The following is a 21,301-nucleotide window of genomic DNA, read 5'->3' on the forward strand; positions in this document are numbered from 1 at the left end:
TAAAAACCTAAACTCTTTTGAAAAATATGTCTAACTTATAGGGGGTTAAGACAATAACACCCTGTTGTGATAAATTTGGAGATAAATTAAAAATAATCATTAGAAATGAACTTAAAAGGCAGCTTGTAGAAAAACCAGAAAAAATAATATCAGAAATATTTCAATACCCTAATTTTTCACCTTCAAATAAAGATATATCAATATAAGGGATATTTAAATAAAATTTACACTTTTAATTTTAAACATTAAAGATATGAAAAAGTTAAAATTTAATGCAATTGTAATTTTTATATTTACTATTATAATACTTCCCGAATCTAATCCATTTGCAAAAGGAAGTTATCATTTTAGTTTTTTTAATGCAAAAATGTCTATTTTAAAAATAAGTACAGAACCTACAATTATTGCAAACATGGAAGTATTTATTGATTTTAAAAAGAATGATATATTGAATTATTTTAGTAAGAAAGATAAAACCGTTGAGATAGCGCTAAATGATGACAATGTTGAAACACTTACTGTTTATGACACAAACCCTAAAATTGCTAAATCTTTTTACATTGACGGTAATAATATTTGTAGTCGATGCCTTTTTGGAACTCCCTCATCTGATGTTGCAATAAGTATTATAACAATTTTAAATGAAAAATGTGATGCCCAGAAAAATTTTGTAAAATCCAATAAATTGCAAAATCTATGGACAATGAAAATTTTAGAAAATACATACACATGGTCTTATCATTTTGATAATGAAAGTGAATTTTATTTCTTCAATTGTGACAAATACAAATAGAAATTGTTTACAAGCACTTTTGCAGCTTTTTTACTTGATTCCTGACTTTGACATGCGACTTCGCGTCCCGCCAGCAACCATGTGCCGTTAATTCGTCTTAAAATTATTTTTGATCTTAGCTAATTCATCATTGGCTTTTACAACCTTCGATTTCAGTTTTTCTTTATAATCGCGAACTTTCTGCAACATTTTTTCATCACCTGTGGCAAGCATCTGTGCTGCCAGTATAGCTGCATTGGCAGCGCCATTCAATGCAACAGTAGCAACAGGAATACCCGAAGGCATCTGTAAAATTGAAAGAATAGAATCCCAACCATCAATAGAATTAGATGATTTTATTGGAACACCAATTACAGGACAAGGAGTGCAGGCTGCTATAACTCCCGGCAAATGCGCAGCTCCGCCGGCTCCGGCAATGATAACACGAACTCCGCGGCCATAAGCATTCATAGCAAAATCCATCACCTTGTCGGGTGTGCGGTGTGCCGACAGTGCATTGATTTCATAATATATCTGAAACTCTTCCAGTATTTTTACAGCTTCTTCCATAATGGGCATATCCGAAGTGCTTCCCATTATTATACTTACCTTAGGTTCTTTATTTTCCATAAAATCATAAATTTGATATGGCAAAAATAAAAAAAAATGATTTGATGTATTGATTTATGAATTCTTATCTTTGTAGATTAAGTAATAAATAAAAAGTACACGAAAAATAAATATTTTTAAGGTTTAATTTGATCTATGAAAACAGTCCAGATAAAAGATAAAGAATTTTCTGTTTCTATTAAAGAGAATGACATTCTTAAAGCTATTGATGCAATTGCCGGAAAGATAAACAAGGACATGAGTGATAAAAACCCTTTATTCCTTGTTATCCTTAATGGTTCATTCATGTTTGCCGCCGACCTTTGTAAAAGGCTTACCATGCCATGCGAAATATCTTTTGTCAAGCTATCGAGCTACCAGGGAACACAATCTACACTAAATGTAAAAACGCTCATAGGATTGGATGATGACATCAAAGACCGCAACATAGTTGTTGTTGAAGATATTGTTGATACAGGTCATACTATAGAAGATACACTGAAAAGCCTGGAACAATATAAACCGGCTTCGGTTAAAATTGCTACTTTGCTTTTTAAACCCAAAGCTTATGTAAAGAATTTTCCTATTGACTATATAGGCATTGAAATTCCAAATGATTTTATTGTAGGCTACGGACTCGACTATGATGGCTACGGTCGCAACCTTGCTGATATTTACAAGATAGTATAAAAATAAAAAAATAAACTTATGCTGAATCTCATTCTTTTTGGTCCTCCGGGATCTGGTAAAGGAACCCACTCCTTAAAACTTGTGGATAAATACAACCTGGTACACATCTCTACCGGAGATATTTTCCGCAGCGAAACAAGCAATAAAACCGAATTGGGACTGAAAGCCAAAAGCTATATGGATAAAGGCGCACTGGTTCCCGATGAATTGGTAATCGACATGCTTTTTTCTGTTATGGATCGCCATGAAAACGCTAAAGGCTTTGTGTTCGATGGTTTTCCAAGAACATTAGTCCAGGCAGACAAGTTTGATGAAATGCTGAATAAAAAGAATATGCCCATTTCTATGGTTGTATCGCTCGAAGTTAGTGATGATGAACTTATAAAAAGACTGGTGAAACGTGGCATAGAATCAGGAAGAAGCGATGATACCGAAGAGGTGATCAAGCAACGACTTGATGTGTATAATAAACAAACCAAACCACTGCTCGACTATTATAAAAACAAAAAATTACTTCAATCTGTGTATGGCATTGGCAGTATTGAAGAAATTTTTAATAGTATTTGCGAACGAATCAATGGAAAACGCTAAAATATTTTCCGAATAAATTTTGGAAATGAAACGACTTTATGGCTTCTTCAAATTTTGTTGACTATATAAAAATTTTTTGTCGCTCAGGTAAAGGTGGCGCCGGTTCTGCGCATCTGCACAGGGCCAAGTACGTTCCTAAAGGCGGTCCCGATGGCGGCGATGGTGGAAGAGGTGGACATATTATTCTAAAAGGAAACAACCAGTTGTGGACATTGCTTCACCTGAAATATACAAGACATGTTTTTGCTGAACCCGGACAGAATGGTAGCGAAAATCAAAGTTCAGGACTTGCAGGGAAAGATCGTATCATCGAAGTTCCTTTAGGAACAGTAGCAAAAGATGCGGAAACAGGAGAAATAAAATGCGAAATAACTAAAGACGGCGAAACAGTTATACTTATAAAAGGTGGAAGAGGAGGTTTAGGAAACCAGCATTTTAAAACTTCTACAAACCAAACCCCGCGTTATGCACAGCCCGGCGAGCCTAGTATAGAAAGCACGATAATACTCGAACTGAAAATACTTGCCGATGTTGGCCTTGTTGGTTTTCCTAATGCAGGAAAATCAACATTGCTTTCAAAAGTTTCAGCAGCAAAACCCGAAATAGCAGATTATCCATTCACCACACTGGTTCCAAACCTTGGTATTGTTTCATACCGCGATAATAGGTCATTTGTAATGGCTGATATTCCAGGCATCATAGAAGGCGCCAGCGAAGGCAAAGGACTTGGATTGCGCTTTTTACGCCATATTGAAAGAAATTCCATTCTGCTTTTCATCGTTCCTGCAGATAGCAAAGACATAAAAAAAGAATACCAGATTTTAGTGAATGAATTAAAACAATATAATCCTGAATTAATTCATAAAGAACGTATTCTTGCTGTTTCGAAAAGCGATCTGCTTGATGATGAACTGAGAGCGGAAATAAAAAAGACATTACCTCGCGTTGCACACATTTTCATTTCTTCACATACCGGCGATGGACTATTGAAGTTAAAAGACCTGATCTGGAAAAAGCTTACATCATACGATATTGAATAAAGTTAAAAAGTTTTGATTAATTTTGTTTATCCATAATTTTTGAATGAAAATTTTACATTTGTAAAAAAACATGCTATGATAAAGCAATTGAAAATAAAAAATTTCAAATCAATTAAAGATTTGACAATAAATTGCAAGAAACTAAATGTTTTTATCGGAGAACCCAATTCCGGCAAAAGTAACATCATTGAAGCATTATCACTACAAAGTCAGGGTGCAATTGGAAATGAATTAAATAAACAAATATTTCGTTATAAAACAATCGGCGATTTATTTTATGATTTTAATATTAATAATCAAATTGAAGTTAATACTGAAGATAAATATACTATTTTAAAATATGCAATCCGAGAAAACGGAGTTCCCGAAAACCAGTTTTACTTTTTATTAGATTCAGAAAAAGATGTTAAGAACCCAATTATTCTTTCACATGGAGGGAGTGTAGATAATAAAGGCAACATAGGAAATACCAATGTTCATTTTTATGAATATAAAAGGCTTTCAAATTTTTTCAATTCTTATACACCACACTTATCCGTTCCTTATGGAGAAAATCTTCCTGCTTTGCTTTTATCAAATTCTGAATATAAAAAATGGGTTTCGGAATTTCTAAAATCGAAAGGATTGACTTTAACAATAAAGCCAACCGAAAATGAAATCCTTGCAAGCAAATTAGTAGATGATGAAATTTACAGCTATCCTTATTTTTCTATATCTGAAACATTACAAAGAATAATTTTTTACACAATTGCAATAAAAAGCAATAAAAACAATATTATTTTATTTGATGAACCTGAAAGCAACACATTTCCCTTTTACACAAAATACCTGGCTGAAAAAATTGCATTAGATAAAACAAATCAATTTTTCATTACAACCCATAATCCGTATCTCTTATTAAACATGATTGAAAAATCCAAACAAACCGATATAAATGTTTGTTTAGTACAAATGAAAAATTTTAAATCGATTGCTACGGAATTAAATGAAAAACAAATCTCTGAAGTTTTAAATTTAAACTCTGATATATTTTTTAATTTCGACAAAATACTAAGCTTATGAAAGAAGTTCATGTTGAATGCAAACCCGATGAACTCTTAGTTTCCATGTTAGGATGTCAAAAAAAAATGATTACACATCACCAGGGAAAGTCACGTGTATTCTCAGCGCTTTGTAAAACAAAAAATCAACGTGCAATGGTTGATGAAGACCCTGATAGTCCTAAAACCAGTTACGAAAAAGAATTGAAATTAACTGAAGAATCTAATGGAATAAAATATTATGTAGATAAATTGGGAAACAAAATATGTTTCCTGAATGGCAAGCTTGAGGATTGGATAATTTTCACATGCAAACAACATAAAATAAAACTCTCAAATTTTGGATTACCTGATAATCCTGAAGAATTACACGATATCATCAACTACAGGTTATCTAATTTTGAAAAATTGCTGAACGAACTCATTGAAAAAAATGTTCAGGGAATTATTAAACTTAAAGAATGGTTAAACTAAAAAATAATAATTATTTTCATTGAAATGAAAATTTCAGCATCAATATATTCCAATAAAGATAAAGAACTTGATACACTTATCAATGAACTTGATGCGCATCATGTGAATTTTTTTCATATCGATTGCAATGATAATCCAGCGGTTTTTGATGATATAAAAAAAATAAGAACACTTAGCAAAACGCCTATCGACCTGCATCTCATCACACAGCAACCGGAAAAATATTTTTCACTGATCGAAGAAAACAATATTGAGAATGTAACTTTCCAGTTTGAAAAATTAAAAAACGGTTTTCATCTTCCTAAAAATTTAAAATCGAATTTTGGGTTATCAATAGTTTCTGAAACCGATATTGAGATTTTTGAGAAATTTAAAAATCAATTTTCTTTCATCCTATTCATGGCCACTACTCCCGGGCAAAGCGGAGGAAAATTCAACAAACAGAATTTCAAAAAAATCAATGAATTCCGGAATAAATATCCCGGCAAAAAAATTCATGTCGATGGCGGTATCAATGAAGAACTTTCTTTTATTTTAAGAAACATGGGGGTGAATGTTGTTGTAATCGGCAGCTATCTTTTTAAAAGTGAATTCATCGGCTCTGCACTGCTTCAGTTGAAAAGCGACGATATTGAAGGGCATTATTGCGTAAAAGATTTTATGCTCGATATAGATGAAACTCCAAAATTGATTTCAGGGAAAATTTCATTCTACGATGTTTTGAAATCGATTGATGATTATAAAATGGGATTCACCGTAATCACCAATGGTGAAGGTATTCTTCAAGGTATCATCACCAATGCAGATATCCGGAAAAGTTTATTAAGAAATTACAAAAACATTTTAAATGCATCAGTTGATGATATGCTTAACCGCGATCCTGCTTATGTTTACGACTACGAAACTGTAACGGATATTTTGAACTATATCAAGACCCTTGATTTTCCTATACTTTTCATGCCCGTTGTTGACAAAGAAAAGAAATTGGTCGGGGCAATTAAATTTAACAATCTTATCAAAGGCGAATCATGATCATTCATTTAAAGAAAAATATAAGTAAAACTTTAGCGAAAGAAATCGCCACACGATTTGAAGCGGTTGAACTTATAACCGAAAACGGGATTATACTTATTACTCCGCATACTGTAAAAAAAGTAGAGGACAAACATCTTGAACACATTGATAAATCGTGGGTTTTCGACAGCGACATTCAACTGTCCAGCAGGAAATACAAAAAAGAAACGCACGAGATAAAAATCAGGAACTTCACTATTGGTGGCGCTTCCAGGAATACTTTGGTAACTATCGGACCTTGCGGTGTTGAATCGGAAGAACAAATTTCGGAGACCGCAAAACTCATTGATGAACTGGGATTGCACACGATAAGAGCAGGAAGTTTCAAACCACGCACATCGCCATACAGCTTTATGGGTATGGGTGTTGAAGGATTAAAGCTGCTTGCTAAAATACGCGACAAATATGGTTTTCCGGTATTTACTGAAGTGCGCGACTCATCACATGTTGACGATGTAATTGAATATGCCGATGTGATACAGATTGGTGCTAAGGCCATGTACGACCACGGAATACTAAGGAAATGCGGAAAAACAAAAAAGCCGGTTCTCCTGAAACGAGGATTTGGCAGCACTTTGCAGGAATTTGTCCAGGCAGCTGAATTTATTCTTTCGGGCGGAAATGAAAATGTAATACTTTGCGAACGCGGCATCCGCACATTTGAAACCAAGACACGTTTCACTCTTGATTTGTGCGGTGTTGCTTACCTGAAAGAAAATACAAACCTTCCGATAATCCTCGATCCGAGTCACGCAATGGGTTATGCTTACGGTGTGCCCGACCTTGCAAGAGCTTGTATGGCAATGGATGTGGAAGGTTTATTGATTGAGGTTCATCCCAACCCGGCTGTGGCAAAATCGGATGCATCGCAACAACTGAATCATGATGAGTTCAGAAAACTTTTCAAAACACTGAAACCTATTGCTAAAGCAGTGGGAAGGGAGATTGTTTAGAGTTTAGAGTTGACGGTTGACGGTTGACAGTTTAGAGTTTGAAGTTTGTTCAATGTTCAAAGTTTAATGTTAAGAATCGAAATTTAATTTTTTTCTCTTTGAATTTTGTCTGCCTCAGGCGGATTGGTTCTTTGAACTTTCTTCACTGTCAGGCTGAGTTTATCGAAGCCTGTCGAAGCCTGTCGCAAAGTGATACAAGTTTTTAAGTTTGATGTTTAGAATTTAAAGTTTTTTTTTAATTTTTAGTTTTCACAATATTTTTTTCATATGACATTCATCGGGAAAAACATTAAGTTCCTTAGAGAACAGCAACAGTTACCTGACAAGAAATTAGCCATGATGTGCAACATGACTGTGGATGCATTACATGCCATAGAAAACAATTCGCATGAGCCAAACCTGCAACAATTGGTACTTTTGGCTGAAGCCCTGAATTACCCTATCGACAGGCTTATTGCTGACAATCTTGAAAAAAATTATTATACATTAAAAAGTTTCGATTTTAAATTTCTTGCTCTCGATATCGACGGAGTGCTTACCAATGGAGGAATGTACTATACCGAAAGCGGTGATGAATTTAAAAAGTTTGACACGAAAGACGGTCTTGCAATTAAAACGTTGATTGCTGCCGGAAACAATGTTGGTTTTTTAAGCTCCGGAATAAACAGCAACATTATTGAAAAACGCGCACAGTTGCTGGGTGTTCAGAAAGTTTATGTAGGCACATGGAAAAAACTGGAAGTGCTTGAAGGCTGGTGCAAGGAATTAAATATAGGCTTGGAAAATGTTGCTTATGTAGGCGATGATGTAAACGATCTGCAGGTTATCCAGAAAGTAGGTTTATCTGCATGCCCGGCCGATGCAGTAACATTGGTTAAAGAAGCCTCAAATATTGTTCTCTCAAAAAAAGGCGGCTGTGGCTGCGTTCGCGAGTTTATTGAAAAATTCCTGATGGATATCAGGTAACTAAAAATTTACTTTATTTTTTCATTAAAAAAACTGTTTAATTTTTATAAAAATATTAGCCACTAAGGCACTAAGTCTCAAAGCTTCACAAAGTCTGGTACTACTGGCTTTAGATGTTATTTACGGTTCTTAGTGTCTTGGTGACTTTGCGGCAAAACATCTTATTGCTAAAATAATTTATGAATTTAAATAACTTATAAAAGTTTATCCTTAAATATTTTTGAATAAGATTAAAAGGTTTTAATTTTGAATGAAAACAAAATTAATATCTATTCACTTTGCTGAATATATAAACTTGTTGTGTGACATTATTTATGAGACTCTTCGTTTTATTTTTATTAATAATATCTATTCAGTTTGGACTCGCTCAAAATAGACAGTTAATTATTGATAGTAATATTAAGCCCGATTTAATCTTTAGTAAAGACACTACAGAATTTCCTGATTTTAGCGATAACACTAACACTAAAAAAATAAAAATTGCTAAAAACGCAATTGTTAAATCAGACAGCAATATTACACTTGAAAATTCCTATATATACAATGATAGCAGTAAGACAATTATTATTTTATCTTCAATTGACCTTGGGTATAATATAAGTTTAAATATCACCATTCAAAATAACTTCTACAAAACATTCTTTTACATTAACGCAGTCTACATTGAAGGACAAGAGCTTGATGTTAAAGATTGTGAACTAAAACTTAATACAGACAATTTTAAAATTGGAAATTTAATTGTAGGGCAAATAAAATTTTCATATGATGGTCAAGTCTACAACAGAGAAAAAAATATTTTTATCAGAAAATCTGGAGAATATTATGGTTACTTTAAATCGACTGTGGATAGGAAAAAATAACACCACATAACAAGCAATATATTAAACGATAAGGGAATAAGTTAATAACGCCAATCCATTTTCAGTTTTGCCATTAAAGAAGAATAAATTACGCTAACTGCTCTTATTATCAACATAAATAATTAATTATGAAAAAACAAATTGCATGTTGCGGATTCGATTGTGCTACCTGCGAAGTAAGGATAGCAACCGTTAATGATGATAATGCTTTGCGTGCTTCATTAGCCGATGAATGGAAAGTGCTGTACAATTCGGATGACATCACTCCGGAAATGATCAACTGTGCCGGATGCAGGGGAACCGGGGCTTTGAACATGCGCTGTAAATTTTGCGAAATAAGAAAATGTGCTGTATTCAGAAGCTTTCCAACCTGCGCCGAATGCGATGAACTGGAAGATTGCCTGTTGTTGAAAAAAGTACATCATCATGTTCCTGAAGCATTGGAAAACCTGAAGCAGTTAAAAAATAAATAAATTATTCTCTGCCTTAGCATGAAACAAAAAAAATCACTCATCATATTATTTACTTTTATTTTATCTATAAATTTATTCGGGCAAGACAGCACGTATAAAAATGCAATAAAATTTTTTGTTTGCCCATTACCTACTCCTGCCTTTGTTGCAGCTTTAAATTACGAAAGACATATTGATTTAAAGAACAGTCTTGAATTAACTTTTAAAATATTCTATCACAATATTAATGACATATATTATCCTTCCGATAACAGGTGCATCTCAATTGTACCATCATACAGGCATTACATGGCTCCCAAAAAAAATAATGTTCTTTGGTTGTCGACTTATTCTTCTATAATATTTGCAAAATGGGAAAACTATGACCTTACCCATTTCAGCTCCGGCAGTGATATAGGCAATGAAACAGACATTGGCATAGGAGCTGTTTTAGGAAACAGAATCAACTGGGGTAAGAACAAAAGAATGTTATTAGATATAGGTCTGGGTGGCGCTTATTATTTCATCAGAAAAAATAACCCGATGTTTTTGCCAAAATTAATTTTTATTATCGGCAGGAAATTTTAAATATCAATTTTGATAAAATAATTGTTAAATACTTCGCCAATTGCTGCTTCCATTGAGGTACATTTTTCTAGGCAACCTTTTCCGAAACAATTTCGTCTATTTATTAAAAAGCACAATCAAAATAAAAAATCATACTTATGAAAAAAAGATACTTTATTACTTTTATGTTTATTGTTTGCTGCATTTTTATCAAAGCTCAAACAGTAACTGACGCGGACGGCAATACTTATAATACTGTCCAAATTGGAACCCAGATATGGATGGCCGAAAACCTTGCCACAACAAAGTACAACGACGGCATTTCAATTCCGCCGGTAAAAGACAGCATTGCCTGGTTCAACTTAACAACTCCCGGATACTGCTGGTATAAAAATGATTCATTAACTTACAACAGGCCATGGGGCGCATTGTATAATTGGTATACCGTAAATACCGGTAAACTATGCCCTACAGGATGGCATGTACCTTCAAATGCAGAGTGGCATAAACTTGTGCTGTTCCTCGATCCGGCGGCTCAAGATTGTTATTGCACCGAAAGTGTTTTAGCTGCCAATGACCTTAAAGAAATCGGACTGACTCATTGGGGAAACGGAAACAACGGAACAAACAGCAGCGGCTTTACCGCAATAGGTACAGGTTTCAGAAATTATTTCAACAAATCGTTCCAGGGTCATACAGCTGTTGTGTATTTCTGGACATCAACTCCTAATGGTTCTTATGCCACAGTATGGCACCGATACATTCAAAACAGCAGTTCCAATATATTTGAGTATCTCGATCAGAAATATCAAGGTATGTCGGTGCGATGCATCAAAGATTCAGCATCAACAGGACTGAATAATGAAAACTTCAATGAAGGAATAAATATTTATCCGAACCCTGTTACAGAAAAAATTGTTGTAAAAATTAATGATAACACCGACGTGGATGTTACGCTTTTCAACATTTTAGGAGAAGTTATGCTTCAGCAGCGCATCTCATCAACCAACAATGAAATCAATGTTTCCGAACTACCTGCTGGAATTTATTTAATTAAAATTTATTCTTCTGATTTTACTTTTGAACAAAAAATAATCAAAGATTGATTTAAAAATTTTCATCTAAAAAAATAGCCGCAGTAAAATAATATTCTGCGGCTATTCATTTTACCAAATCCACACTTTAATTCAATCTGAATTGAATAGGTAATGTCATTTTAAAATCAACGGCTTCTCCTTTATTTTCGCCCGGGATCCAGTCGGGCATCGATGATATTACGCGCAAAGCCTCTGCATCAAGCAGGTCATTTACTTTTTGCGAGATTTCAACATTTTCAATCTTACCTGTTTTAGTTACAACAAAATTCACAAGCACCTTACCTGTAATACCATTTTTCCTGGCAGTTTCAGGATATTTTACATTATCAATAAAATACTTCGTAAGAGCATCCTGTCCGCCCGGAAATTCAGGCATTTTATCAATTACGGAATCATTTTTCAACTCAACATTCGAGTTTTGAGATTTTTTTTCATTAGCACTATTTCCACATGAAAATGTAACAAACAGCGCAAGTAATAAAGGGATTACGGGCAGAGCTTTCAACATTGAAAACCTGCCGGAACGTGGTTTTTTCATCATATAAAAACGTTTTAAGGTTAATGATTTATTGAAGTTATTGGCCAAACCCGGCTGCACACCAATTGCATTTCTGAGCAGGAGCAATAAGTATTCAGATGAACCGGAAGTTTGCTCCGTTACCCCGGAATCAGCCAAATACTCATGGGTTTCTTTAAGTGCAGATTTTATCATCCAACTGGCAGGATTAAACCATGTCAGCATACAAATTAATTCAGATAACATTACATCAATGCTATGCAATTGACGAATATGAATGGTTTCGTGTATAATTATTTTATTGAGTTGCGCATTCGACATCGTTTTTTCATCAATGAAAATAGTTTTAAAAAAAGAAAATGGCGCAATTTGTTTTTTACATATTGCAAAATAATATCCATTCATTTTCTCTCTGCTGCATTTGTTCTTTAATAAAAGCAATGAAATAATTCTAATTGCAAATCTTACAAACAAAAGTGCAATTACTGCATAGTATGTAATAATAAGGTAATACATCGGCGACAGGTTATTTTCAGTTATTAATACTTTATCAGAATTGACCTGAACAGTTTGCATCATATATATTAATCCCGAACCCGTATTACCTGTTGTAAATCGAATATCGATTAACGGGATTATGACCGAAACTACCAATGAAAACAAAAGGTATATCCTGTTAAACCGAAAGTGAGTGTCTTTTCTAAGGAATATTGCGTAGAGCCCGAACAGCATTATAATGCATACCGACACTTTTATCGAATATAAAAATATCTTATCCATTGCTTTTCTTATTTTTAATTTCTTTATCAAGAATCTTTTTCATTTCTTCAAGTTCTTTTACAGATATTTTATTATCATTTGAAAAAAATGATACCAGCTGATTATAAGAATTCCCAAAATAATTTTTGATAAAATTCCCAAAGTAAAAACGAGAATACTCTTCTTTTGAAATCAGCGGAAAATACTCGTAAGTACTTCCATAATTTTTATACGATACAAAACCTTTTTTTTCAAGGATCCTAATTATAGTGGAAACCGTATTATACGCAGGTTTTGGTTTATCGAAATGTTCCATAACATCTTTTACAAAAGCTTTTTCGAGCTTCCATAAAATTTGCATTACCTGTTCTTCTGCCTTTGTTAATTCTTTTACCTTCTTCATAAAACTATCTTTTTAATTATTTAACTAATTTTTTAGTTAATTCCTGTACAAACATACAACTATATTTTTAGTTTGTCAACTATTTTTTTAGTTACGATACAAATATCGGGTTAGAAAATTAAGAAGTAAACCATAAATCAGTTTACGGTCAAAATATTTAAGGGAATGGTAAATATCAGTAAACCAAAGGTGTTTATCTAATCAAAAATTGTCAGAAATATTACCTGCTTTTTAATATCACACCTTTATTCTGTTTTCCGTCAATTTTTACAAGCATCGGTTTATCAAATTTTACGTGACGGATATATTCATCTTCATGTACGGCAGGAAATGAAGCCAGATAATCGGTATTATAAAATCCCTCATTAATGAATGAATTGACAGTAAAATAGCCTATTCCAAAGGATGTAAGGTTTTGAAAAAAGTGTGTACCCTGACTCGGGTCGACACGGTATTTTTCCAGTCCGGCCTCTACCATTACTCGGGCAGCCGAAATCTGCGACCACTTCACAGGAATTCCAAGCCACGGGTCGCTCGAGCCCCATCGTCCCGGACCAATCAAAATATAATTTTTTTCTTCTTTCACCATAATATTATTAAGTTCTTCAATTCTTGTTGCTATTAAAGGATTCTTAGCAGCATTGAACGATTCGGGCTTTACATAAATTATATCTTTTAAATTATCAATTACACCATTCCCCATCGTCGACATAGAATAAATTATCGCTTCATCTCTTGTAACAAAATCAATATTAATATTAAATTTTTCGGATGCTTCAACAATGGGACGAATTTGCAGAAAGCTGAAATCTTTAGGTTCGCCACTCGATGTATCTAAATTCACGGCAAATTCAATTTCTACATGATTGTTCATCTCACGCTGCCCTATATCAAGTAATGTTTTTAAAATATCGGCAAGAGGAAATTTATTATATTTAAGAATATTTACAAATGTCAGGATCTTTTTGCCTGCATGATGTATGCCATCGCGCAGAACCTGGTCCTGAAAATCGAAAGTAGAAGCAATATGGTTCAATGAACCATCTTTAAGTGCATCTTCAACTTTTAATTTTAATAAATCACGGCTGTCATCTACAGAAGGTTTATAATCATGAGGATTTAAATTAACAGCGTAAAATTCGTTCTGCGTATTTTTTAACGCCATTTCCAAATTAGAAAGCTGTAAGATATTTTTGGGGTATTCCGGGCAGAAACGAATAGATACGCCGCCATCAACAACAGTTTTACCAAGACCCAGCGCAATACTTGCAACTCCATCTTCAGGCTTCTCCTGGCCTATCGGATAAAAATTAATTGAACGAGCAACACCGGAAATATTCGGATAATACTTTTGTCCATAGGCTTTACCAACAACTTCCTGTAGAATTACTGCCATTTTTTCTTCATCGATCAGGTTTGAAGTAGCAGCAATATATGCTTTACTATCTTTGAAAAAAACGGAAGCAAATACACTCTTTATTGCAACCTCAAGCTGCGAAAGGCGTACCGAAGGATTATCATCACTATTCGGAACCATATAGGTGGAATAAACTCCCGCAAACGGCTGGTAGTGCGAGTCCTCAAGCAGACTGGAAGAACGTACCGCAATAGGTTTTTTAACAACTTCGAGAAATAGTTTTAACTGGTCAGTAATACGATCAGGTAATATTGCATTAATAAATTGCATCAGGATTTCTTCATCCTTAATATCAGAAGATGCAAAATTATACAAATTATTCGATTCCATAAATTCATCATATACATCAGTAGTTACAACAACCGTTCTGGGAATCGTAATATTTACATTTTCAAATTTATGAATGATCTGGTGTTTTTTAATCAGGTAATCTGCAAAAGCCAAACCCCTGGCTTTGCCGCCCAACATACCATCGCCTAGCCTGGAAAAAACTGCATATTCATCAAAGTAACTGGCAATAACTCCCCTGCCCTTGCTAATCCTGTAGTTCTCGATTGTATCGATCAGATAACTCCTTACTTCATCTACATTATTAAAATCTCTCATGCTTCTTTCCTTGAATAAATCGGCCAAAGGGAACAAAGCACGGGCTTTTAGCCAACGTGTAAAATGATTGTTGCGTACATGATATTCGAGCGACTTATCGGGAACACTCATCAATTTAACCTGCAAAGAATGCAGGTTATTCGCCCTGTCGATTTCTTCTTCTGTATCAGGGTCAATAAAAACAAAATCGCCAAATCCATAATTTTCTTTTATATAATTGCGAAGATCAGCAAGTAGTGTTTTGGAATATTTATTAACAAAACTTGCCCTGATAACAGCCATTGCTTCTCGATTTTTTTCGTCAGAAGACTGAAGCAATATGGGCATTTGCCTTACTTCGCTGCGAATAGAGCAGCAAAGTTTTATTCCTGCTTCCGGATCAATTTTACCATCTCTCGGGAATGAAACATCCGAAATAATCCCCAGTAAATTATTTTTATATTTTTCATATAAAATTTTTGCTTCTTCATAAGTCTTAGCCAACAATATTTTCGGGCGAGCCCTCATTGACATTGTTTTCTGATGGTCGTTCAAACCCTCTGTCATCAGCTCATTGCGCTGTTCAAAAATCAATTTATAAATGGTTGGCAGATAACTGGAATAATAGCGTATCGAATCTTCAACCAGAAGAATTGCCTGCGCTCCTATATCATCAATATCATAATCGGCATTCATTTTATCTTCTATCAACTTAATAATAGCAAGCAGTAAACTGGAATTGCCAAGCCATGAAAAAACATAATCAATAGAAGAAAGATCTTCGTTTGCTAACTTCAGCGATACTTCCTTAGAGAAATGCGTTAAAACAACAATTGGTTTATGAGGATATGTTTTCTTTATTTTATTTGCCAGTTCGAAAGCATCCACTTTACCAATGTTTAGCATGGTAATCACCAGGTCGTAATGATTGAGCGCGAGTAAATCGAAAGCCATAGCCGATGAACTTGCACGCGAGAACTGTGGCGGATAACGAAGGTTAAGCGAGGTATACTCATTAAATATTTTTTCATTTATTCTTCCATCTTCTTCCAGCATGAAAGCATCGTAAGTGCTGCATACAAGCAACACGTTGCTAATACGCTTTTGCATTAATTTATTAAAAGAAATATTGGAAAAATAATGTTTATCGGTTGCGAACTCTTCGTTATAATTATATTTAGATGCCATATTTAATTCTTATGCTTTTATTCGTTATTGTTATTATAATAAATTAATGATGCTCTCTTGTGCCCGTCCATAATGATTTGCAGAGGATCTTTAAACCGTACATGCTTAAAATATTTTGTTTCGGAAATTACTTCCTGTTGATTAAGAACATCCCAGTTTATATAATCAATAAAAGAATTATGTTTCACTGAGAAATATCCTACATTCATTGATATCACGTTGTGAAAAAAGTGCGAGCCTAACGATGCATCCAAAGGAAAATCTTCCAGGCTTACTTCAACAATTATTTTTGCATTTGATATCTGCGACCATGCAACAGGAATACCAATGAACCTGTCGCGTGTGCCCCATCGTCCGGGTCCTATTAATATATATTTCCTGTTCGATTTTATCATTTCTACATTCAGCTTCTCAATTTCATCACGCATTTTTTCTGTTTTCAGCTTATCAAATTTCTTAACGTCAACAAATATCACATCGTTAAGTTCTTCAACAATACCATTACCCATGCCCATTTCGGAATATAGTAATAATTTGCTGTAGTCCACTTCATCAATATTTATTTCTGTTTTAAAAACATTTTTTATAAGCGGTTTGATTTGTAATAAGTAAAATGATGAATTTCCTTTTTTATCTTTATTCAAATCCACAGCGAATTCAATTTCTACAGGCGAGCCCATTGCTTCTTCAACTACATTCAAAATTATCTGAATGGTTTTGGAAAGCGGGATGTATTTGTGTTTGATGATATCTGCAAAATTCACAACACGCGGACCCTGTGAATTAAGTCCTGTTACAATTCGTTCATTAGTGAAATCATATACTGAACCACAATGTTTAAGTGTACCATGTTTTTCCGAAACCTCAATATCCAGTTTTACAAGACTCGCATCTTCGCCGGCAAGCAGGTTAATTTTTTTCTGCCGCATATCAACAGCATAAAAATGAAGTTGCGAATTTTTATACAGGTCTGTTGCCGAATATATCTCAAGGTTTGGATATTCCGGACAATAGCGATATGTTTTTTCTCCTTCAACAACATACTTCCCAAGACCAAGGGCCAGCACTGCAAAACCGTCTTCAGGCTTCATGTGCGAAATAGGATAATAATTGTATGATTGTGCAACACCGCTGATATGCGGATAAAATGTTTCGTCATAAGCAGCACCAACAACTTCCTGAACAACTACAGCCATGCGTTCTTCCTCTATTTTGTAATTAATGGCTTCAAAATAAGATCTTGCTGTTGGAGAGAAAATAGAAGCATAAACAAGTTTTATTGCGGTCATCATTTGTTCAAGCCGCGCATCAATATCAGGATGATTATTTGGGAGAAGAAAAGTATCAAAAATTCCGGCAAAAGGTTGCGTTAAAGAATCTTCAAAAAGACTGGAAGACCTTATGGCTATAGGGTTAGAAATAACCTTAAGGTATCTTTTAAGTTTTTTAGTTAGCGAATCGGAAAGTTTTGCCTCAACAAAAAGATGTTTTATTTTTTCATAATCTTTCTCACCATAAACCTTATTCCTTAGGTTATTATTTTCAATAAATTCTTCAAACTCATCTGTACCAATGATAGATGTAATAGGTGTGCGAACATTGATATCAGGAACGATCTGGGAAAAATCAAAATTGTAGATTAATGTACTTATAAATGCCAGGCCTCTTCCTTTGCCGCCAAGAGAGCCGGATGCAAGGCTTACTATGGTTGTTTCATCAAGTATTGCCGATTCATCAAAATTTACAACCTTTCCTTTATTTTTTTCAAAAACACATTGCTGAATAACATCAAGCATATATTTACGTAATTCATCCGATGTTTTAAAATCGCCGACTTTAATGGGTTTTATCTTTTTGGCAAGTTGGATCTCACCTCTTGCCATAAACCAGTTGGAAAAATGATTCCTTCTACCGTGGAATAAAAGCGATTCTTCAGGGATTGTTCTCAGGTGCGCTTCAAATTCTTTGATTGATCGTGCAACCGCAATCTCACCACGCCCTTCCCCATCACGATAAATAAAATTTCCAAATCCTAAATAATAACTGATAAAACTTTTTAAATCCTGTAAAAGGTTTTCCGAATTTTTATTTATAAAAGTAGACTTTAATTTAAATGCTTTTGTTGCATTCTCTGATTCTGAAGACTGTATCAATACAGGCATATCAGGGATTTCATTTTTAATATGCTCCGTTAGCTGTAAACCTGATGTTTCATTAAGCTTCCTTTCTTTTTCATATTTTACATCTGTAATTACACAAAGCAGGTATTCTTTATATTTTTCAAAATAATCAATTGCTTCTTCATAGTTCGACACCAATACAATTTTGGGTCTTGCTCGCATCCGAAGAATCTTATAAAGATTATCCGTGTTCACTTCTTCAATCAGGTGTTGCGTTTGCTCAATTACTATAGAATATAAAATCGGAAGAAAACGTGAATAATACCTGGCTGAATCTTCAACAAGCAAAATCACCCTTACCAGTCCAATCTTCGTATCGTTTTCAATATTCATAAGGTCTTCAATATATTTGACCATTGCAAGAAAAACTTTGCTATCGCCATTCCATACAAATATTTTATCGATACTACTTATTTTTTTATTTTCAAAAGCGCCCACATCACTGTTATTGTTTAATAGCAACAAAATAGGAAGCTTCGGATAAATCTGTTTTATAATTTCGCTTAACTGAATGGGTGTGGTTTTATCAATTCCCATCATCAGTATCACGAGGTCGTAATGACCGAATTGTAATTTTTCAAGTGCCTCTTCAGCCGATGAAACGCCAGTAATTCTTGGCGCAGAAGAAAGATTCAACTGATAATATTCTCCTGTAATCTGTTCAAAAAATCGTCCTTCCTTTTCTATTATATATGCATCATATAAATTAGCAACAAGCAGTATCTCCCTTACTTTAAAAGGCATCAGTTCATGATAAATATCGCGATCGGAATTATGTTTATTTAAAAATTTCTGCAAAAGTTGCATGCTCATATTCGCCTCTTCATTTTGAGCTTTTTCGGGATGCAAGGATTTGTCATGTATCTGGGCGATTTTTAAAAGATTCTTTCCTAATATAGTGTTCAGGTAGCCTGATATCAATACTGCAAGATTGTTGATAAGATGCCTTTCTTCTTTCATAAAAGGACCTTCATCAATCACAGGAAATTCTTTCAGGTAATAAATTTCAATTATTCCTTCATTATCGTCTATGGTTTCAAACATTCGGTGCAATACCCATTTTGTTTCTGTAAAATTCGGTGTAAGATAATCGTGTTTCCTGAATTTAATCCGAACAGCAGTATGTTCGGGATGCTGCATTGCGTTTGGAAGAATAGAACATATATTCTGCAACATTTCTTCAATAGGCAAATTGCCTTTTAGAATGGCTGTAGTTTTATTTATGGCATTTAGTTCTTTTAATCGTTCTTTTTTTTCAAAAAGTAAAAGTTTTAGCTCTTCCGATTTTATTTCATCGTGATTTAATAAACCATCATCCATATTTATTCTGTGTTGCAGACGTTAATATTCTGTTCTTTTATTTTAACATATCCTGATTATGCAGTAAAGTTATTATTTTTCGCCGAATTATAAAACCTGAAATTTTACTTTAATCCTATAAACTTTTTTTTGACATAAACAAGAAATTAATTTTATTTTTTTTTCTTTAAAAATTTGCTTTTTCAATTTAAAAATGTAATAACATTGTTATCTGAAATCAAATCGATAAATATTTGCTATTGATTTAAAATAATTTTAGTTTTACAGAAGGAATACATTATATTATATAAATAAAAAACAAATTCAGCAATAATAAATAAAAAAATGTCTAATCTTAAAAAAAAACAACATGGACCCAAAAGTTAAACAATTCATGGACAAGGTTGTAGCCAAGAACCCTAGCGAAACCGAATTTCACCAGGCAGTTATGGAAGTAGTAGAAACGCTTATTCCATACATCGAAGAAAATCCAAAGTATAAAGATGCTAAAGTTTTGGAACGAATGGTTGAACCGGAAAGAGTTATTTTATTCAGAATACCCTGGATTGACGATAAAGGTGAATTCCAGATCAATAAAGGATTTCGCATTGAAATGAACAGCGCAATAGGACCTTATAAAGGAGGTATGCGTTTTCACCCTACAGTAAACTTAGGTGTTTTGAAATTCCTAGCTTTTGAACAGGTTTTCAAAAACAGTTTAACAACGCTTCCTATGGGTGGTGGCAAAGGTGGATCGGATTTCGATCCTAAAGGAAAATCAGACAATGAAGTGATGCGTTTCTGCCAGAGCTTAATGACCGAGCTTAGCCGTCATATAGGACCTGACACTGACGTTCCTGCTGGTGATATTGGTGTTGGCGGACGTGAAATTGGTTTTATGTTCGGACAATACAAAAGAATTCGCAATGAATTTACCGGCGTTCTTACCGGAAAAGGTTTAGAATGGGGCGGCTCACTGATACGCCCGGAAGCTACCGGTTACGGCAATGTTTACTTTGCCCAGGAAATGCTTTCTTCAATTAACGAAGGATTTAAAGGAAAAACTGTTGTTATATCAGGTTCGGGAAATGTTGCCCAATATGCTACTGAAAAAGCCACTCAACTCGGCGGTAAAGTTGTAACATTATCTGATTCTAATGGATTCATCTATGACAAAAACGGTATTGATGCTGAAAAATTAGCTTATGTAATGCAACTTAAAAATGTTAAAAGAGGTCGCATAGAAGAATACGCTAAGAAATACGGCTGTGAATATGTTGCAGGAAAAACGCCCTGGGGTATTAAATGCGACATTGCATTGCCATGCGCTACTCAAAACGAAGTTAATGGTGAGGATGCAATAACTCTTATTAAAAATAAATGTATATGCGTTAGTGAAGGCGCTAATATGCCTACTACCCCGGAAGGCGCTGAAGTATTCCTCCAGAATAAAATTCTTTACGGTCCCGGAAAAGCTGCCAATGCAGGTGGTGTAGCAACATCAGGATTGGAAATGAGCCAGAATTCAATGAGGCTAAGCTGGACAAGAGAAAAAGTTGACCAGGAATTACATACTATCATGGTTAACATTCACAAAACGTGTTTGAAATTCGGCAAAGAAGGCGAGTTTAACAATTATGTAAAAGGAGCTAATATCGGCGGTTTCGTAAAAGTTGCCGATGCCATGATCGCTCAAGGACTGGTTTAGTAATATTCCAATCCATAAAAATAAAAAACGTCTGCCAAATGGTGGACGTTTTTTTTATTT

General features: G+C 34.2%; 19 protein-coding genes. 14 read left to right on the forward strand and 5 right to left on the reverse strand.

All coding sequences use genetic code 11. The annotated features are described in order from the left end of the window. The first annotated feature begins 253 nt into the window (after nucleotides 1–253). Complete coding sequence (locus PKK00_00005) at nucleotides 254–793, forward strand: hypothetical protein (protein ID HNW96771.1); 540 nt, start codon at nucleotides 254–256, stop codon at nucleotides 791–793. An 87-nt stretch (nucleotides 794–880) separates the two neighbouring features. On the opposite strand, the gene purE is transcribed toward PKK00_00005, so the two are convergent. After that, the gene (gene purE / locus PKK00_00010) at nucleotides 881–1,402 is read right to left on the reverse strand and encodes a 5-(carboxyamino)imidazole ribonucleotide mutase (GenBank protein HNW96772.1); all 522 of its coding nucleotides are present in this window, start codon (nucleotides 1,400–1,402) and stop codon (nucleotides 881–883) included. 135 nt (nucleotides 1,403–1,537) lie between these two features. On the opposite strand from purE, the gene hpt reads away from it, so the two are divergent. From hpt to PKK00_00070, 12 genes are all read left to right on the forward strand, one after another. Further along, nucleotides 1,538–2,071, forward strand: a complete 534-nt coding sequence (gene hpt, locus PKK00_00015) for a hypoxanthine phosphoribosyltransferase (GenBank protein HNW96773.1) — start codon at nucleotides 1,538–1,540, stop codon at nucleotides 2,069–2,071. 18 nt (nucleotides 2,072–2,089) lie between these two features. Then, nucleotides 2,090–2,662: an adenylate kinase gene (locus tag PKK00_00020; GenBank protein ID HNW96774.1), complete on the forward strand. Its 573-nt coding sequence runs from the start codon at nucleotides 2,090–2,092 to the stop codon at nucleotides 2,660–2,662. 38 nt (nucleotides 2,663–2,700) lie between these two features. Continuing rightward, on the forward strand, nucleotides 2,701–3,702 hold the full coding sequence (obgE, locus tag PKK00_00025) for a GTPase ObgE (protein HNW96775.1): 1,002 nt from the start codon (nucleotides 2,701–2,703) through the stop codon (nucleotides 3,700–3,702). Nucleotides 3,703–3,777: 75 nt separating this feature from the next. Continuing rightward, nucleotides 3,778–4,764 (forward strand): AAA family ATPase, encoded by a 987-nt coding sequence (locus PKK00_00030; GenBank protein ID HNW96776.1) that lies wholly within the window; start codon nucleotides 3,778–3,780, stop codon nucleotides 4,762–4,764. Then, entirely contained in the window at nucleotides 4,761–5,216 is a 456-nt protein-coding gene (locus PKK00_00035) for a hypothetical protein (GenBank protein HNW96777.1), read from the forward strand. Before PKK00_00030 ends, PKK00_00035 begins: the two co-directional genes overlap by 4 nt. Before the next feature lie 24 nt (nucleotides 5,217–5,240). After that, nucleotides 5,241–6,248, forward strand: coding sequence for a CBS domain-containing protein (locus PKK00_00040; protein ID HNW96778.1), 1,008 nt, complete (start codon nucleotides 5,241–5,243; stop codon nucleotides 6,246–6,248). Further along, a complete protein-coding gene (locus PKK00_00045) occupies nucleotides 6,245–7,243 on the forward strand; it encodes a bifunctional 3-deoxy-7-phosphoheptulonate synthase/chorismate mutase (protein ID HNW96779.1) in 999 nt (332 codons plus the stop codon). Before PKK00_00040 ends, PKK00_00045 begins: the two co-directional genes overlap by 4 nt. A gap of 267 nt (nucleotides 7,244–7,510) precedes the next feature. Further along, nucleotides 7,511–8,209 (forward strand): HAD hydrolase family protein, encoded by a 699-nt coding sequence (locus PKK00_00050; GenBank protein ID HNW96780.1) that lies wholly within the window; start codon nucleotides 7,511–7,513, stop codon nucleotides 8,207–8,209. A 314-nt stretch (nucleotides 8,210–8,523) separates the two neighbouring features. Continuing rightward, the gene (locus PKK00_00055; GenBank protein ID HNW96781.1) at nucleotides 8,524–9,069 is read left to right on the forward strand and encodes a hypothetical protein; all 546 of its coding nucleotides are present in this window, start codon (nucleotides 8,524–8,526) and stop codon (nucleotides 9,067–9,069) included. A 128-nt stretch (nucleotides 9,070–9,197) separates the two neighbouring features. After that, the gene (locus PKK00_00060) at nucleotides 9,198–9,542 is read left to right on the forward strand and encodes a DUF3795 domain-containing protein (GenBank protein HNW96782.1); all 345 of its coding nucleotides are present in this window, start codon (nucleotides 9,198–9,200) and stop codon (nucleotides 9,540–9,542) included. 18 nt (nucleotides 9,543–9,560) lie between these two features. Then, a complete protein-coding gene (locus PKK00_00065) occupies nucleotides 9,561–10,109 on the forward strand; it encodes a hypothetical protein (protein HNW96783.1) in 549 nt (182 codons plus the stop codon). 137 nt (nucleotides 10,110–10,246) lie between these two features. Next, complete coding sequence (locus PKK00_00070) at nucleotides 10,247–11,194, forward strand: FISUMP domain-containing protein (GenBank protein ID HNW96784.1); 948 nt, start codon at nucleotides 10,247–10,249, stop codon at nucleotides 11,192–11,194. Nucleotides 11,195–11,270: 76 nt separating this feature from the next. Here PKK00_00070 and PKK00_00075 read toward each other — a convergent pair whose 3' ends face one another. The 4 genes from PKK00_00075 to PKK00_00090 all read right to left on the reverse strand — a co-directional run bounded on the left by PKK00_00075 (nucleotide 11,271) and on the right by PKK00_00090 (nucleotide 19,554). Beyond that, on the reverse strand, nucleotides 11,271–12,482 hold the full coding sequence (locus PKK00_00075) for a M56 family metallopeptidase (GenBank protein ID HNW96785.1): 1,212 nt from the start codon (nucleotides 12,480–12,482) through the stop codon (nucleotides 11,271–11,273). Continuing rightward, on the reverse strand, nucleotides 12,475–12,864 hold the full coding sequence (locus PKK00_00080; GenBank protein ID HNW96786.1) for a BlaI/MecI/CopY family transcriptional regulator: 390 nt from the start codon (nucleotides 12,862–12,864) through the stop codon (nucleotides 12,475–12,477). The genes PKK00_00075 and PKK00_00080 overlap by 8 nt, the downstream gene beginning before the upstream one ends. A 220-nt stretch (nucleotides 12,865–13,084) precedes the next feature. Further along, on the reverse strand, nucleotides 13,085–15,976 hold the full coding sequence (locus tag PKK00_00085; GenBank protein ID HNW96787.1) for a PEP/pyruvate-binding domain-containing protein: 2,892 nt from the start codon (nucleotides 15,974–15,976) through the stop codon (nucleotides 13,085–13,087). 95 nt (nucleotides 15,977–16,071) lie between these two features. Continuing rightward, the gene (locus PKK00_00090) at nucleotides 16,072–19,554 is read right to left on the reverse strand and encodes a PEP/pyruvate-binding domain-containing protein (protein HNW96788.1); all 3,483 of its coding nucleotides are present in this window, start codon (nucleotides 19,552–19,554) and stop codon (nucleotides 16,072–16,074) included. A gap of 349 nt (nucleotides 19,555–19,903) precedes the next feature. Between PKK00_00090 and gdhA the strand changes: the two genes are divergently transcribed. Continuing rightward, nucleotides 19,904–21,241: an NADP-specific glutamate dehydrogenase gene (gene gdhA / locus PKK00_00095; GenBank protein ID HNW96789.1), complete on the forward strand. Its 1,338-nt coding sequence runs from the start codon at nucleotides 19,904–19,906 to the stop codon at nucleotides 21,239–21,241. Nucleotides 21,242–21,301: the final 60 nt, after the last annotated feature.

It is taken from the genome of Bacteroidales bacterium, from assembly GCA_035353855.1.
GTDB lineage: Bacteria > Bacteroidota > Bacteroidia > Bacteroidales > CG2-30-32-10 > DAOQAK01.